16 protein-coding genes are annotated in these 16,761 nt (G+C 51.3%); all 16 read left to right on the plus strand.

Features of this window, described 5'->3' with window-relative positions:
- Nucleotides 1-7 precede the first annotated feature (7 nt).
- On the plus strand, nucleotides 8-1,156 hold the full coding sequence (locus tag Q0526_RS01160) for a rhamnan synthesis F family protein (RefSeq protein WP_298730023.1): 1,149 nt from the start codon (nucleotides 8-10) through the stop codon (nucleotides 1,154-1,156).
- A gap of 5 nt (nucleotides 1,157-1,161) precedes the next feature.
- A complete protein-coding gene (locus tag Q0526_RS01165; protein ID WP_298730026.1) occupies nucleotides 1,162-2,595 on the plus strand; it encodes a rhamnan synthesis F family protein in 1,434 nt (477 codons plus the stop codon).
- A 19-nt stretch (nucleotides 2,596-2,614) separates the two neighbouring features.
- Nucleotides 2,615-3,601 carry an acyltransferase gene (locus Q0526_RS01170; protein ID WP_298730028.1) on the plus strand — a complete coding sequence of 329 codons (987 nt, stop codon included), beginning with the start codon at nucleotides 2,615-2,617 and terminating at the stop codon, nucleotides 3,599-3,601.
- Nucleotides 3,602-3,726: 125 nt separating this feature from the next.
- Nucleotides 3,727-4,659, plus strand: coding sequence for an HPr(Ser) kinase/phosphatase (hprK, locus tag Q0526_RS01175; protein ID WP_298730031.1), 933 nt, complete (start codon nucleotides 3,727-3,729; stop codon nucleotides 4,657-4,659).
- A 39-nt stretch (nucleotides 4,660-4,698) separates the two neighbouring features.
- Nucleotides 4,699-5,448 (plus strand): PHP domain-containing protein, encoded by a 750-nt coding sequence (locus Q0526_RS01180; RefSeq protein WP_298730033.1) that lies wholly within the window; start codon nucleotides 4,699-4,701, stop codon nucleotides 5,446-5,448.
- Nucleotides 5,445-6,401, plus strand: coding sequence for an ROK family protein (locus Q0526_RS01185; protein WP_298730035.1), 957 nt, complete (start codon nucleotides 5,445-5,447; stop codon nucleotides 6,399-6,401). Before Q0526_RS01180 ends, Q0526_RS01185 begins: the two co-directional genes overlap by 4 nt.
- Before the next feature lie 37 nt (nucleotides 6,402-6,438).
- The gene (gene murB, locus Q0526_RS01190; protein ID WP_298730036.1) at nucleotides 6,439-7,353 is read left to right on the plus strand and encodes a UDP-N-acetylmuramate dehydrogenase; all 915 of its coding nucleotides are present in this window, start codon (nucleotides 6,439-6,441) and stop codon (nucleotides 7,351-7,353) included.
- Nucleotides 7,354-7,368: 15 nt separating this feature from the next.
- Entirely contained in the window at nucleotides 7,369-8,232 is an 864-nt protein-coding gene (gene rapZ / locus Q0526_RS01195; protein ID WP_298730037.1) for an RNase adapter RapZ, read from the plus strand.
- A 33-nt stretch (nucleotides 8,233-8,265) separates the two neighbouring features.
- Nucleotides 8,266-9,201 carry a DNA-binding protein WhiA gene (whiA, locus tag Q0526_RS01200; RefSeq protein WP_298730039.1) on the plus strand — a complete coding sequence of 312 codons (936 nt, stop codon included), beginning with the start codon at nucleotides 8,266-8,268 and terminating at the stop codon, nucleotides 9,199-9,201.
- On the plus strand, nucleotides 9,194-12,733 hold the full coding sequence (locus Q0526_RS01205) for a DNA polymerase III subunit alpha (protein ID WP_298730041.1): 3,540 nt from the start codon (nucleotides 9,194-9,196) through the stop codon (nucleotides 12,731-12,733). Before whiA ends, Q0526_RS01205 begins: the two co-directional genes overlap by 8 nt.
- A 125-nt stretch (nucleotides 12,734-12,858) precedes the next feature.
- Nucleotides 12,859-13,833, plus strand: coding sequence for a 6-phosphofructokinase (gene pfkA / locus Q0526_RS01210; protein ID WP_298730043.1), 975 nt, complete (start codon nucleotides 12,859-12,861; stop codon nucleotides 13,831-13,833).
- Nucleotides 13,834-14,080: 247 nt separating this feature from the next.
- Nucleotides 14,081-14,422: a 50S ribosomal protein L19 gene (rplS, locus tag Q0526_RS01215; RefSeq protein ID WP_298730045.1), complete on the plus strand. Its 342-nt coding sequence runs from the start codon at nucleotides 14,081-14,083 to the stop codon at nucleotides 14,420-14,422.
- 70 nt (nucleotides 14,423-14,492) lie between these two features.
- Nucleotides 14,493-15,038: a signal peptidase I gene (lepB, locus tag Q0526_RS01220; RefSeq protein WP_298730047.1), complete on the plus strand. Its 546-nt coding sequence runs from the start codon at nucleotides 14,493-14,495 to the stop codon at nucleotides 15,036-15,038.
- A complete protein-coding gene (gene ylqF, locus Q0526_RS01225) occupies nucleotides 15,035-15,970 on the plus strand; it encodes a ribosome biogenesis GTPase YlqF (RefSeq protein WP_298730053.1) in 936 nt (311 codons plus the stop codon). The genes lepB and ylqF overlap by 4 nt, the downstream gene beginning before the upstream one ends.
- Nucleotides 15,939-16,583 (plus strand): ribonuclease HII, encoded by a 645-nt coding sequence (gene rnhB / locus Q0526_RS01230; RefSeq protein ID WP_298730049.1) that lies wholly within the window; start codon nucleotides 15,939-15,941, stop codon nucleotides 16,581-16,583. The genes ylqF and rnhB overlap by 32 nt, the downstream gene beginning before the upstream one ends.
- Nucleotides 16,573-16,761: YraN family protein (locus tag Q0526_RS01235; RefSeq protein WP_298730051.1), on the plus strand; the 189-nt coding region annotated here is incomplete at its 3' end. The genes rnhB and Q0526_RS01235, both read left to right, overlap by 11 nt.

Below are 16,761 nucleotides of genomic sequence, written 5' to 3' on the forward strand. Positions count from 1 at the left end.
CTATCCCATGGATCTGATCTGGAAAAATATGATCCGCACCATGCATCCGCATGAGTTTACCCGGAATTTGGGTTTGACACGTATCATCCAGCCGTCGGTACAAAATGCAGCACAGGCAGAGAAAGTTTGCGCCGAGCGGAAAATTGCCCTTGCAATGCATCTCTACTTTATGGATATGCTGGAACAAAGTGTTGCATTTGCAACTAAGTTCCCGCCGCAGACCGATGTGTTCATCTCTACGGATAGTGCTGAGAAAAAGGTGCAGATTGAGGCGGCTTTCGCGGGGGAAAAACTCCATAGCGTGACGGTATTCGTAGTAGAAAACCGTGGCCGCGATGTGGCAGCTTTCCTCTGTGATTTGGCACCGCATTTGCAGGGATATGACTATGCCTGCTTTATGCACGATAAAAAAGCAATTCAAACGAAGCCGGGAAGCGTGGGGGCTAGCTTTGGCTATGTGTGCAATGAAAACGTTTGCAAAAACGCAGCACATGTTCTCAATGTCCTGTGTGAATTTGAAAATGACCCCTATCTCGGTATTCTGTGCCCGCCTTATCCTTCTCACGGACTCTATTTCTTGAACATGTGTTCCGGTGGATGGGGACCGAATTTCGAAAATACAAAAAAACTCTTAAAAGAGTTGGGACTTAATGTGCCCATTTCTGGGGAAGAGTCTCCGATCGCGCCGTTTGGCAGTGTGTTCTGGTTCCGACCGAAAGCGCTGCAACCGTTGTTCCAGCATGGCTGGCACCATGAGGATTTCCCGCCGGAACCGCTGCCGCAGGACGGAACGATCAGCCATGCCATTGAACGGATTTATCCTTTTGTGGCGCAAGCTGCCGGTTACTACCCTGCGGTAGTTATGAGCAGCAGTTTTGCAGTGTTACGCAGTGACACAATGCAAGCGTATGCAACGGGAATGATCCGTCCGTTGGCCAGAGTCTTCGACTGCACCACCTATTGGGCGGCGTCTACGGCGGCTATTGCCTTTGCAGCTAAGCGGCATCTTTTCGGCGTATATGGTCCATATGCCAACACACGCCGGCGCCATGCCCGGAATTGGTTGCGAGACAATCTGCCGGCCCCTGCTTATAAGGGGTTGATCACTACAAAGCGGGCTATTTTTGGCCCTCGTCATGGACCGTATGAGGATTGACGCCGATGAAGCGGCTGATCATTTATTTCCATTATGATGCAAAAGGGCAGGTTGATGAAACCTGCCGTTTTGCCGTTCGGGCATTGCTGCCGTTCGGGAACTTGATTTTCGTGACGAACGGTACGCTTCGACAGGTAGACCGAGAATGGATACAAGCAAATGGCCTACAAAGTGTAGAGCGAGAGAATGTCGGGTTGGACGTTGGCGCCTATCGGCAAATTCTGCTATCGTTTGGTGAACAGAACCTGCGCAATTACGATGAGCTGATTCTCATGAACTACACGTTAGCGGGACCGGTTTTCTCGCTGCAGTCGATGTTTGACGCCATGGAAGCCCGCAAGGATTTGGACTTTTGGGGGCTGACGCGGCACTATGCGATGCGCAGCCGACGGTTCGGTGGCTGGGTGCCGGAACATCTGCAATCGCACTTTTTGGCGATACGTTCTAACATGTTCCTTCATGAATCTTTTTGGCAGTACTGGCAGCAAATGCAGTTGCCGCGCAGCTATGAGGAGTCGGTAGCACGGCATGAAACCCGCTTCACGGAGTATTTTTCGGCACAAGGATTTCGATGGGATAGCTACGTCTCCACGGAAGATTTGTCTGCGGCGTTTGTGAACCCAATCATGGCCTGCCCACAGGAGCTTGTGGCTCACCGTGGTTGTCCTTTCTTTAAGCGTCGGAGTCTGTTTACCTCCTATGCAGACGAACTGCGTCGCACCGACGGTACAGCAACCCGCGCACTGGTTGCCTATCTGCAAAAAGAAACAACCTACCCGCTGGATGACTTGATCGAATCTCTACTGTATAGCCAGCCTTTAGCGGCTTTGGCGGAAAACATGCCGTGGCAATATGTGGTGGAAGCATTGCCGGAATCCTTCCAAATCAATTTCGAACAGGAAGGATTACAACTGCTTCGTTTTGCACCGATGAAAGTGGATGCTGTCACACAGTGGTACTTTCAGCAAAGCGTTGATATGGCGGAGGGGCTAGTGGCTTCCCTTGTGACACTATTCCGACAGAATCCGCGCATGGGCGTTGTCTGCCCGGCGCTTCCGGCTTGGTCCGAGGCGGAAAAGGCATGGCATGCACAGTGGAAGGCGGTGGCCCCTAATCTGGTTGACAAAAGTCCGGTGGCAATCAGTGCGACCCCGCCTCCAGCGCCGTTGGCGGGGTGGGCAATCGTACGGAAAGCAGCTCTGGTGCCGGAACAATCGGCATTGCAGCATCTGCCGGAGTTTTGGCGTTTGCCGCTGACAGCGCAGGCAAATGGGTACTATACTGCGACTTTTGAAACGCCTGCGCAGGCGTCAGCGCGGATGGCACAACTATCGATTTATATGCGCGCAGGGCAAACACCCGCAGTACTGGCCAAACAATTAGGACGCTTAGCCAAGCATCGGCTGCAAAGGCGCACAGAAGGGGAGAAGAACCATTAAAAAACAACGGTTATTTTATTTGGATTTTATACGTGCTATTGCGTTGCTGTCCATTCTCATCATCCATTTTAATGCGACGGTGACAGGGTATTTTACCTTGCCGCATAAGTTGTTTGTCAGTGTGCTGCCATTTCATATTTATCTGGGGGATTTCGGTTCATCGCTGTTCTTTATTGTGTCAGGGGCGGCGCTTGCGCTTACGGTACCGCCGGAACAGCCTGCTATGACCTTTTACAAAAAACGCGCCAAGGCCATTTATCCGCTGTTCTGGCTGGCTTGGTGTATCTGCTTTGCGATTCGATTTGTCTCGAAACCGGGGTACTATGCCGCAGCCAAAACACCTACGTTGCTGCTGACTGTATTGGGATTGGATAATTTTGCAGTGGCAGCGGGCTGGGTAGGCACAGATTTTGCTTGTGTCGGGGAATGGTTTCTGGGCAGCATTTTGTTTTTGTACTTGCCGTTCCCGCTTTTAGTCCGTGGCCTTCGTCGCGCACCGTGGCTGACGTGGTTGGTGACACTCGCGGTTTGTCTGCCGATTCATCTTGCTGGATGGGATGCACGACTGGTTGCCGTGCATGTGCTGGAGTTTATGTTTGGTATGCAGTTTCTTTCTTTGCGGAAGAACGTGAAGGTAGGACTGACCGTTCTGTTTGCCTTGGGAACGGTGCTCTGCGCAGAGTGGGACAGCAAAATCACCTGTGCGCTATGCAGTATGGCAGTGTTTGCAATACTGGCGGAAATCTCCCGTTGGGTGGATCGTCCTTGGCCGCGTGTGCTATGTGCTCGTCTGGCCAAACTCTCCTATGCAATCTTTTTGGTACATCATGTGTTGATCCAGCGATTGGTGGAAGGGTTTCATCTGGCGGCACTTTCTCGACGAGATACGGCATTTCTATTTTTGATTTATCTTGCGGCTACATGGGGGGCCGCAGAACTGTTACTGTGGCTGCAGCGCCGCCTGCAACAGGGGCTGGCTTCGCTGCGTCCGGTACGCGAACCCTAATGATAACCTGCCGCTCTGCGGCAGGTATTTTTTTGTGGTGCGCAGGCCGGCACCTCTGTACAAAAATCAGACGGTACGGTATAATAAGACTAATATTGAATACCTCAGGAAAGGGGCGTTTGGTTGTGTCTGAATTTTCCGTATCCCTTGCAAAACTGGCAGAGGAAGCGAACCTGACGGTAGCGTATACGCCTTGTGAGCTGGAGAAGATCAAGGTGACAGCGACAGAGGTATACCGTCCCGGTATTTTACTGGCAGGGTATTATGAAAATTTCGATAATACCCGCGTACAGATTATTGGCCTCACCGAGATGTCCTATCTGGAAGAGCTATCCAGCTCGCTGCGGAATATGCGTTTGGAAAAGCTCTTCTCCTTTCAGCCGCCGGCCGTGATTTTGACGCGAAACATGTCACCGCTCTCGGAAATGATGCAGTATGCTAAGCTGTATTCTGTGCCGATCTTAATGTCGACAGAGATGACCTCTGCCTTGATGGGGCTTCTGATTACCACCCTTAACACGGAATTGGCGCCACGTATTACGCGCCATGGCGTGCTGGTGGAGGTGTACGGCGAGGGTATCCTAATTTTGGGCGATTCCGGCGTGGGAAAAAGCGAAACGGCTATCGAGCTGGTTAAGCGCGGACATCGCTTGATTGCAGACGATGCGGTGGAGTTGCGCCGCGTTTCTTACCGCAGTATTTTAGGAACGGCTCCGGCCAATATTCGTCATTTCATCGAATTGCGAGGCATTGGCATCATCAATGTGGCACACGTTTTTGGTATTGGTTCCGTGCGGAGCAGTGTCGAAGTTGAAATGGTTGTGCAACTTGAACCGTGGGATCGCACCAAAAACTATGACCGAACAGGTCTGGATACCCAATATTATGACATTTTGGGGGTTCAGGTACCCAGTATGCTGATTCCTGTGATGCCGGGACGAAATCTGGCGGTAATTTTGGAAACGGCAGCCATCAACAACCGAACCAAAGAAATGGGCTACAACGCGGCGAAAGAGCTGTTGGCACAGCTGGGACTGCAGGATGATATTTCGCTGTAATCCCAAATTTGAATTAAAGAAAAGAGAGAAACCACAGCAATGCAGATGATTGCAGATCTACATGCGCACACTTTGTGTGCGACCCATGCCTTTCAAACAATGAATGAAATGGCAGCCGCCGCGAAGGCTGCCGGATATTGCGCGCTGGCCATTACGGATCATGCACCGGCTATGCCGGATGCGCCGCATATTTGGCATTTTGCCAATGGTAACGCTTTGCCACGTGTTTTGGATGACGTGGTGATGCTGTATGGCGCGGAAACCAATGTAATGGATACCAAAGGTGGACTTGACTTACCGCAGGGCCATCTGGCAGGTCTGGATTGGGTGGTGGCCTCCATTCACAGTCCCTGTGTACCCGGATTGTTAACGGAGAAAGAAGCCAATCGAATTTGGCTGGCAATCGCAGAAAATCCTTATGTGGACTGCATCGGACACTCTGAACAGGAAAACTACCGCTATGATTATGATCTTGTGACCAAAGCTTTTGCGAAAAATCACAAGGTTGTGGAGTTGAATGCTGGGTCGTTTTCCGTTCGCAAAGACGGCATTCCCAACATGAAAAAGCTGCTGACGGCATGCATGGAGAACGGATGCCATATTGCGGTGGACAGCGATGCCCATAGCGCATGGCGTTTGCAGACGGCTTTGCCGCCGCTCTATGCTATGCTGGAAGAGCTTTCTTTCCCGCAGGATTTGATCGTGAATGCAACGCGGGAAAATTTGGTGAAGGAATTGGAACTGCACGGACGGCGCTGTGCAAAAGAGATTGGAGGTATTCTACTATGAGCCAGTACACGATTGGAATTGATTTGGGCGGCACCACGATGACCGCGGGTCTTGTGGATGAAAACTACGAGATTGTTGGGAAAATTACTTGGGCGACGCGGCTGCCGCGACCGGCTGCGGATCTGGAGCAGGCTCTCGCGGACCTTTGCCATGCGGTGGCCAATGAGAACCATGTGGCCTTCTCCGACGTAAAATATGTGGGAATCGGCACGCCCGGCAGTGTGAACTTTACTACGGGTTTTGTGGGATACAATACCAACTTCGGCTATTACGACTGGAACCTTGGCCCCGATATGGAAAAGCTGCTGGGCTGCAAAGTGTATGTAGAAAACGATGCCAATGCAGCAGCGTTTGGTGAGTATATTGCTGGTGGTGCCAAAGGCTACAAAGATGCCGTGGTAATTACTCTCGGCACCGGTATCGGCAGCGGAATCATCCTGAATGGCAAGATTGTCCGCGGCTTCAATTTTGCTGCCGGCGAGATGGGCCATACGGTGATTGTTAAGGGCGGACGCAAATGCAACTGCGGACGCTGCGGATGCTGGGAACGGTATGCCTCGGCGCGGGCTTTAACGGAAGACACCAAGGCGGCTATGCAGGAACACAGCGACACGCTGATGTGGAAGTTGGTCAAAGATCTGGACCATGTGAATGCAAAGACGTCCTTTGATGCGATGGCGCAAGGTGATGCGCTGGCTAAACAGGTAGTCGAAAATTGGATGGAATACGTGGGTTGCGGTATTGCCAACGTGGTCAACACCTTTGAGCCGGAGGTCATCTGCATTGGCGGCGGTGTTTCCAATCAGGGAGAAGTCTTGTTGGGACCGGTGCGCGCCTATGTGGAAAAGGAAACGCACGATATTACCGGTGGGAAAGTGCCGGAAATTCGTGCCTGTGAGTTGCGCAATGATGCAGGCGTAATTGGTGCTGCGGCGCTGGAAACTTCCATCTGACGGTGAGGATGGCAGCGTTTGTTTTTGGGGAGGAAACATGCACGAGCAACTGAAAATGGCAATTCGGCGGGAACTTCAGGAAGAAAATCTGCCGTTTACCGAGCAGGAGCCGTTGGCAGAACACACGACCTTTCGGATTGGTGGGCCTGCTACTTTTTGGCTTACACCTTCTGATGTGGAGCAGTTGCGCCGCAGCCTATCTTGCTGCAAAAGAAATGGCGTCCGCGTTTATCTGCTGGGCAATGGGTCAAATACACTGTTTTCGGACGAAGGATTCGATGGTGCCGTGGTGGATTTGCGCGGCTTGTCCGGTACGCCGGAAGTTCGAGAACATGTCATCGTGGCAAGGGCCGGTTTTACGCTGGGACACCTATGCGCGGTGGCGCAGCAGCATAGCCTGACGGGGCTGGAATTCGCTTGCGGTATTCCGGGAACGGTAGGCGGTGCGGTGTATATGAATGCCGGGGCCTATGGGGGCGAATTAAAAGACGTTGTTACCGAGGTGACGTATCTGGACGACGAGCTGGAAGTCTGTACGTTACCGGTTTCAGAGCTACAGATGGGATATCGCACCAGCATTTTTGAAAAGCATCCGGATTGGTGTATTTTGTCCGCAAAGTTCGGTTTGCATCCGGGGAATGCAGATGCCATTCTGGGGCAGATGCAGGAGCATCTCAAGCGGCGCAAAGAAAAGCAACCCTTGGAATGGCCCAGTGCAGGAAGTACGTTTAAACGTCCACAGGGAGCGTTTGCCGGACGGTTGATCGAGGAGTGCGGTTTGCGTGGCTTTACGGTAGGTGGCGCACAAATCAGTGAAAAACACTGCGGTTTTGTCATCAATAAAGGGGGCGCAACGTGTGCGGATGTAGTAGCGCTGACAGAAGAGGTAAAGCGTGTCGTTCTGGAAAAGACCGGTTTTGTGCTGGAACGGGAAATTCGGGTCGTGAAATAAAGGCGGTGGGCAGAAATGAATTTTTTGATTGTCACAGGGCTTTCAGGCGCAGGAAAATCCATGGCGGTGAATGCACTGGAGGATATCGGCTTTTTTTGCATCGATAATATTCCGGTGGCGTTGCTTCCGCGTATTGTAGACTTTGCGCTGCAAGGTGAAAACCAGTTGAGCCGTGTGGCCGTTGTGATGGATGTGCGAGGCGTGCGCAACAGCGATCAGTTGGAGCAAGCGTTGGCAGATTTGGATGCCAAGAAGATCCAATACGAGATTCTGTTTTTGGATGCCAATAGCAATACCATCCAGCGCCGCTATAAAGAAACCCGGCGACAGCATCCCATTACCGTGACGGACCACGTCCCGATTACAGAGGCAATCGAGCGGGAACGCAAGCTGCTGCAGCCTTTGCGCAGCCGTGCCAAATATGTGATTGATACCTCTTTGCTAAGTGCGGCCCAAAACAAAGAACGTGTTTGCGGTCTGTTCTTGGATAAGGGGAAAAGCCCGATGGCCTTGACCATCGTATCGTTTGGCTTCAAATATGGACTGCCGCAAGAAGCTGATCTAGTTTTAGATGTGCGCTGTTTGCCCAATCCTTTTTACGTGCCGGAGCTGAAAAACTTGACTGGCATGGACCAGCCAGTGGTCGATTATGTTATGGCGGCACCGGAATCACAGGAGTTGTTGCGCCGCTATGAAAGCATGCTGGAATACGCCTTGCCTCTTTACGTGAAAGAAGGAAAAAGCCAGTTGATGATCGCTGTTGGGTGTACAGGCGGCAAACATCGCTCTATCACATTTGCGCGCAAAATTGGCGAATTTTGCCAGAAACTTGGCTATGCCCCCAGTGTACAGCACCGAGATGCAAAGCGCACACTGTGATATGGCTTACCCTTAGCAGGGAGGAACAAGCATTTGAGTTTTTCACAAGAGGTAAAAAATGAGATCCTGCGTCACAGGATCACAAAACCTTGCTGTAATTTGGCCGCCGCCTATGCGGTGGCCTGTTTTGGTAAATATTTTGATGATCGCGGGGTTGTGTTGCAGACCGAGAACGAGGGAGTGGCCTCCTTCGCGCAAAAAAGCTATCGCCGATGTGGGGTAGAGGGAACGATTTTGCGTAAAGAGCGCCCTACCGGTTCGGTGTATGAGTTTAGCGTGAAAGATCCCATAGAAATCGAAAAGCTGCTTGCCTTATTTGGTCATACCGGCAAGGAACCGACACTGCGGATCCGACCAGAGCACTTTAAGTGCCAAAAATGTGTACAGACCTTCATTGCAACTGCATTTCTTTGTTGCGGAACAATGACGGACCCGGAAAAGAGCTATAATCTGGAATTTTTGTCTACAAGGCATTATCTGTCCCAGCAGTTGGAGGCCATGTTGGCCGAGCATGATTTCCATCCACATCGCGCACTGCGTAAGGGTGCTAATACTGTTTACATCAAGGCAGCAGATCACATAGAGGATCTGCTGACCTTTATGGGAGCGGGGGGCGCTGCCATGCGGATCATGGACCAGCGCATGTACAATGAGATGCGGAACAAGACCAATCGCCTTTCAAACTGCGAGACCGCCAATTTGGGAAAGAGCGTGCAGGCAGCAGTACAGGTTCAGATGGCCATCGAGCGTTTACAAGAAGCGGGGGCGCTGGCGACGCTTCCTGAACCGCTACGCCAGACCGCACGCCTGCGTATGCAGTACCCGGATCTGCCATTGGCTAAGCTGGCACAAAAGTTGGATCCGCCAGTTAGTAAGGCCGGGCTCTCTCACCGGTTAAAGCGAATTCAAGAGGCGGCGCAGCGTTTGTCGGATTCATCTACCCAAGAAAAGGAACCAAACCATGTCTGAAGTAACACAAAGACAATTTACCCATCTGCATGTGCATACCGAATACAGTTTGCTGGATGGTGCTTGCCGCATCGATCGGATGTTTGATCATCTGAAAGCGAGGGGGCAAACAGCTTGCGCCATCACAGACCACGGTGTGATGTATGGATGCGTGGCCTTTTTTGATGCAGCCAAAGCCGCGGGAATCAAGCCGATCATCGGTTGTGAGGTGTACGTGGCGACGCGTACCCGGTTCGATAAGGTGAATCGCATCGATGGTAATAGCCATTTGATTTTACTCTGCAAAAATGAAGTTGGGTATAAGAATCTAATCAAATTGGTGTCTGCCGGTTTCGTGGAAGGGTTTTATTCCAAACCGCGTATCGATAAAGACCTGCTGGAACAACACCACGAGGGGCTGATTTGTCTGTCGGCGTGTTTGGCGGGAGAAATCCCCAAAGCGATTTTAGCGGGGGACTACGAACGAGCAAAGCGTACGGCCTTGTATTATCAGGACCTTTTTGGAGAAGGAAACTATTATATCGAGCTGCAAGACCATGGTCTGGAAGAAGATCAAGTGGTGTTGCCGCAGCTCATTCGTCTTTCCCGGGAAACGGGAATTCCCATGGTGGCTACCAATGATGCCCACTATATCACCAAAGAAGACGCAAAAATGCAGAGCATTTTGCTGTGTATCCAGACCGGTAAGACCATTGCTGACGCGGATCGTATGGAGTTTCAGACCGACGAGTTCTATCTGAAAAGCGCCGAGGAAATGTACGATCTCTTTTCCATGGTGCCGGAGGCCTGCGAGAACACCAATAAGATTGCAGATCAGTGCAGCTTTGAGTTTACCTTTGGCGAAACAAAATTGCCGTACTTCCGTGCGCCGGATGGCATGGAGAATCAAGAATATTTCGAAAAGCTATGCTGGGAAGGATTGGAACGGCGCTATCCGGGCAAGGTTACCGATGCCTTGCGAGAACGTTTATCCCACGAGATCAATGTAGTCAAAACGATGGGGTATACCAACTACTACCTGATTGTTTATGACTTTATCAACTACGCCAAGAGCCGAGACATTCCGGTGGGGCCCGGACGAGGTTCCGGTGCAGGCAGTTTGGCGGCGTACTGCGTAGGAATTACCGACATTGATCCAATTCGGTACAATCTGATCTTCGAACGCTTTCTGAATCCCGAACGCGTTTCGATGCCGGACTTCGACGTGGATTTCTGCTACGAGCGTCGTCAAGAAGTCATTGACTATGTGAATGAAAAATACGGACGAGATCATGTAGCGCAGATCGTTACCTTTGGTACGATGGCGGCGCGGGCCGCGGTGCGGGACGTTGGACGCGTGATGGGCATGCCGTATCAGGATGTGGACAAGGTCGCCAAACTGATCCCTATGGAATTAAAGATGACGCTTCAAAAGGCGTTGGATGTAAGCCCCGATTTAAAGGCAATGTACGAGGCGGACCCGCGCGTTCACGAACTGATCGACACCTCTTTGAAAGTGGAAGGTATGCCGCGGCATGCCTCGACCCATGCAGCGGGCGTCGTTATTACGCGAGAACCTGCCACCGAGTATGTGCCACTGGCTACCAATGACGGTTTGCCGGTTACCCAGTTCAACATGGTGGAGATCGAACGGCTGGGCCTTTTGAAGATGGACTTTTTGGGCCTGCGCACGCTGACGGTGATTCATGATACGGAAACGGAAGTGCGCCGCAAAGTGCCGGATTTCCGTATGGCCGATATCAGCTATGATGATCCGGAAACCTATGCTATGTTGGCACGGGGAGAAACGGAAGGTGTCTTCCAGCTTGAATCAACGGGGATGACGCAGGTGCTGGTCAGCATGCGCCCTAAGAACTTGGAAGACATTATCGCCCTGATTTCGCTGTATCGCCCCGGGCCGATGGATTCTATCCCCACCTATCTGCGCAATCGGCGAGAACCGGAAAAAATCAGCTACAAAACACCGCAGCTTGCCCATATTCTGGACGTTACCAATGGATGTATCGTGTATCAGGAACAGGTCATGCAAATCTTCCGGGAGTTGGCGGGATTTAGCTTTGGGCAGGCTGATAATATTCGCCGCGCCATGAGTAAGAAAAAGCATAAGGTCATGGAGGCGGAACGGGAGCACTTTGTGCATGGTTGCACAGAGCCGGGTAAAGAGTGCCCCGGCTGTGTGAAAAATGGTGTTCCGGAGGCTGTGGCGAATGAGATTTATGACGATATGAGCAGTTTTGCTTCTTATGCGTTTAATAAATCTCACGCAGCTTGCTACGCCTACGTGGCCTTTCAGACCGCCTACTTGAAATGCCATTACCCCCATGAGTTCATGGCGGCCTTGCTGACCAGTGTGCTGGACAATACCTCTAAGGTAATCGAATATACCACGGAATGCCAGCGGCTGGGCATCAAGGTGTTGCAGCCGGACATCAATGTTTCCCGCGGGGGGTTTACGGCGGATGGAGATTGTATTCGTTTTGGCCTGAATGCGGTGAAGAGTGTGGGGCGCAATCTGATCGACTCGGTCGTAAAGGAACGAGAAGAGCGGCCCTATCGGGGACTTTATGATTTCTGCAAACGGATGTATGGCAACGAACTAAACCGCCGTGCACTGGAAAATCTGATCAAGTGCGGTGCGTTTGACACGTTGGAACCCTCTCGACGGGGGATGCTGGAATGCGTAGAAGGCATTTTGAAGAGCGTTGAAACCGACGTACGTCAAAATCTGGAAGGACAGATGGATCTGTTCGGCATGATGGGCGGCGGAACCGAAACGCAGGCGAGCAACGATTATAAAGTGCCCAATATGTCGGAATATCCGGCGGCCGATCTGCTCAAAATGGAAAAAGAAGTGTCTGGGCTATATCTGTCTGGACATCCCTTGGACGCATACCGCGAGCAGATTGCCAAGATTTCGACTTGCACGATTGCACAACTGCTGGGGGAAGATGCCAAACAGTTTGATAACCAGAACGTTACGATTCTGTGTACCGTTGTCAAAAACAAAGTGATGACAACAAAATCCAATACGTTGATGGCCTTCACAACGATTGAAGATTTGACAGGTACAATGGAATTGCTAGTATTTCCCCGCGTGTTGGCAGAATGCCGTGCGGCTTTGCAGGACAACGCCGTCATTGTGGCGAACGGCCGTGTGTCAGTCAAGGAAGATGAGGCGGCACGGTTGATTGTAGAAGGAATACAGCCCATTGAAAGCTACGATCCGACAAAGAGTTTTGGGCTGAACCGCGTGGACCGCGTACAGCGAGAAAAGCGTGCAGAGGGGGCAAGCGGATACTTCTTAACGGTGCCTTCACGGGATTGTCCGCAAATGCGCAAGGTCGAAAACCTGTTATGCAACATCTTTGACGGTGGGACGGTAAAAGTCTACTTCCGCTTTGCAGATACCGGGCAAAAAGCACTGGCTAGACATATGGCGGTGAAGGACGACCCACTTTTGCGGGCAGAACTGGTTAGAATTTTGGGCCCGGAGCATGTAAATGTGCAGACAACCGCGCAGTATGCAAAATAAATCCATGAGTTTTGCGCGAATTGTCCATAATCGATACGCCACAGTTGTGGTATAATGAGGTTGTTCTAGATTGTTAAAAAATTATTGTAAGTAACGCTATGTTCCCAAATAGGAGGAGCTGCTTTATGGCTAAGGAAATCAAAACAATCGGTGTTCTGACCAGCGGTGGTGATGCCCCCGGCATGAATGCTGCCGTTCGTGCGATTGTGCGTGCGGGCATCAGCAAAGGATACCGCATGATGGGCATTCAGCGCGGTTACAATGGCCTGATTAATGGTGAATGCTATGAAATGAATGTCCGCAGCGTGTCTGAGATTATCCATCGCGGCGGTACGATTTTGTATACAGCCCGTTGCTTGGAGTTTAAAACGCAGGAAGGGCAGGCCAAGGGCTTGGCTCGCTGCAAAGAGCTCGGTATTGATGCACTGGTCGTTATCGGCGGTGACGGCTCTTTTATGGGCGCTCGTGCGCTGGCCAATCAGGGAATTCCCTGTGTCGGTTTGCCGGGTACCATCGACAACGATATTGCTTGCAGTGAATATACCATTGGCTACGATACGGCAATGAACACTGCCGTGGAAGCCATCGATAAACTGCGGGATACTACCCAGAGTCATGACCGTTGCAGCGTGGTAGAGGTTATGGGCCATCATGCCGGCTATATCGCTCTGAATGTCGGCATTGCTACGGGTGCGTTGGCGGTGCTTCTGCCCGAGATTCCGTTTGATTTCGAGCGGGATATTTTGCAGCGTATGCGTCAGACGCAAGTCACGGGCAAAAAACACTTCATCATCATCGTGTCGGAAGGTGTCATCGGTGCGCAGGAGCTGGCCAACCAGATTCAAGCAGCAACGGGTGTCGATTCTCGTGCTACGGTGTTGGGGCATATCCAGCGTGGTGGTTCTCCCACGGTGCGGGATCGCGTCAATGCGTCTTTGATGGGTTACCATGCTGTTGATCTCTTGGATAAGGGAATTTATAACCGCGTGGTTGCCGTTTCTGGCGACAAGATCGTGGACTACGATGTAAACGTTGCGCTTTCTATGCACAAGACGATTGATCGCGAAATGATCGACATCGCCAATGCAATCTCCATCTAATCGATAAGATATAATGAGGCCGCGTACCGAATGGGCGCGGCTTTTTTGGCGCGAGGGTCTGGCAAGGTTACTGAAAATTTTATCGCGTTTTTGTGAAAAAAGACTTGCCAAATATAGTCTGGGATGCTATAATACTAAAGCGTTAGTGCTGCCGGGCCACCGGCAGGATAATGACACATCATTAAACAGGCGGTCCTCTGCCGAGTAGTCGGGTATGAACGTCGATACAAATGGAGGAATTTATACCATGGACGCACTGAAGCATTTTACCGAGGGTATGATCAAGGAGAACAAGCCCCAGTTCGAAGTCGGCGATACGGTTCGCGTTTCCGTCCGCATCAAGGAAGGCGACAAAGAGCGTATTCAGGCTTTTGAGGGCACCGTCATCGCGAAGAAGCATGGCGGTATTGCGGAAACCTTCACCGTTCGCCGTACTTCTTACGGCGTCGGCGTGGAGCGCGTGTTCCCCGTCAACAGCCCGTTCGTCGAGAAGGTTGAAGTGGTTCGCCGCGGCAAGGTTCGTCGTGCGAAGCTCTTCTATCTGCGTGAGCGTACCGGCAAGGCGGCTAAGGTTAAGGCACGTATCTGAGCATACTGAGAAAAGGGGAGGACGGTTGGCGTTCTCCCTTTTTTCGTATATTTTTTGGCGGGAGGGAAAGATGACACAGCAGTTCAAAGAGCGATACCAATATAATCGTCGCGTGCTGGAATGGTATGACGCACTTACGGTGACTGTGGCTGTTATCGCCTTACTGTTTACTTTTGTCGTTCGCGTTGTACAGGTGGACGGTACTTCGATGAACCCAACCCTGCAAAGTGGCGACCGCGTGATTATTGCGACGTTTTTGCAGCCTGATTACGGAGATGTCGTAGTAATTGACGGTTATATCCCCTATGGGAAGCCGCTGGTGAAACGTGTGATCGGTAAAGCTGGCGATGTGATTGATATTGATTTTGAGGCGGGGATTGTATACCGAAATGGCCAAGCCCTTTCCGAACCGAATATTGCAGAGCCGACGTGGACTTATGAAAGTGTAAACTTTCCCATTACTGTGCCGGATGATTGTCTCTTCATCATGGGGGACAACCGCAATCATTCTATGGATAGTCGTGATCGAGAGATTGGCTGTGTGGATGTCCGGGATGTTATGGGTGTTGTCGTGTGGCGCGTTTTGCCAATTCAAGAGATGGGAGCTATAGAATGAGTCAAAACGATATTATCAATAGCCGCCAGATCCAATGGTTCCCGGGGCATATGACCAAGACGTTGCGGATGATGGAAAAGGAAATCCGCAATGTGGATTGTGTCTTGCAAATCTTGGACGCCAGAATTCCACTTTCCAGTTTGAATCCGGAGATCGAGCGGATCACGGCGGGAAAACCGCATCTTTATATTTTGAATAAGTCAGACCTTGCCGATCCGGAAATTACGAAACAGTGGTTGACGTATTTTAAGAGTGCTGGGGCGGGCTGTTTGGCGATGGACTCCAAACAGAAGGGGCGTGCCACAGCTACCAAAGGCCCCATCAAAAAGGAGCTTTCGGCGCTGATGGAGCGTCGCAGAAATCGTGGCATGGTCGGTGCGGCAATTCGTGTGATGGTGGTTGGCATTCCCAATGTAGGTAAGTCGACTTTTATCAATTCTTTTGCGGGGAGCACACGCGCGAAAGCTGCCAATAAGCCCGGTGTGACTCGGGGCAAGCAGTGGATCTCGGTAGACAACTTTGATTTAATGGATATGCCGGGCGTACTTTGGAAAAAGTTCGATTCGCTGGAGACGGCATCCAATCTGGCCTTTATCGGCTCGATCCGGGACGATATTCTGGATATTGAAGAGTTGGCTTGCGGATTGTTGTCCAGTGTTCGTAAAATCTATCCGCAGCAACTTTTGGCGCGTTACAAGCTGGAAGAAAGTACGCTTGCCTTGGAACCCTATGATCTTTTGCAGGCAATCGGTGCTAAACGCGGCATGTTGATTTCTGGTGGCGAGGTGGATACCGAGCGGGCGGCCAAAATGTTGGTGGGCGAATTCCGGGCCAGTAAATGGGGGCGTCTTTCTTTGGAACGGCCACCAAAACGTGCAGAAGAGCAGGAGGAAACGGCTAATGCCGAGGAGATCGAAATCGACGAGCAATAATGCGGCCCTGTACTCTTTTGATGCTGAAAAGCGTGCGGCGTTGGGTTGTATCTGTGGCGTGGATGAAGCGGGCCGAGGTCCTTTGTGCGGTCCGGTATGCTGTGCAGCGGTTATTTTGAATCCCGATGATCCCATAGAAGGCATTAATGATTCTAAAAAGTTGACGGAAAAACGTAGGGAAGCTCTTTTCGAGGAAATCATTCAACGTGCAATAGCTTATAAAGTGGTATTCATCTCTCCGCAAGAGATCGATGAACGGAACATCCTGTGGGCCACAATGGATGGGATGACACAGGCTGTAACCGGCCTTACCGTTCATCCAGAGTACGCCTTGATTGACGGCAATCGCTGTCCGCCGAACCTTCCCGTTCCGGCGCAGGCAGTGGTAAAGGGGGACGCTACCAGCGCCAGTATTGCCGCAGCGTCTATTTTAGCCAAAGTGAGCCGAGACCGGTATATGTTGGAACTGGACCGGCAATATCCGCAATATCAGTTGGCAAAACATAAGGGATATCCAACGGCTCTGCATTACCAGTTGATTGAGCAATATGGGATCCAACCCTTTTACCGGCGCAGCTTTTTGAAAAAACAGGGGTATTGGCATGGAAAGTGATTTGGGGCAACAGGGGGAAGCGATTGCCGCTAAGTATTATCGGCAACGTGGCTACCTTTTGCTCAATCATAATTATCGCACGCGTATGGGGGAACTAGACCTGATTCTTTATAAAGAGGGAACTCTGGTCTTTGCAGAGGTGAAAACCCGAGCGGGTAAAATGTTGGCGCCTCCAGCC

The sequence above is a fragment of the uncultured Subdoligranulum sp. genome, assembly GCF_937890665.1.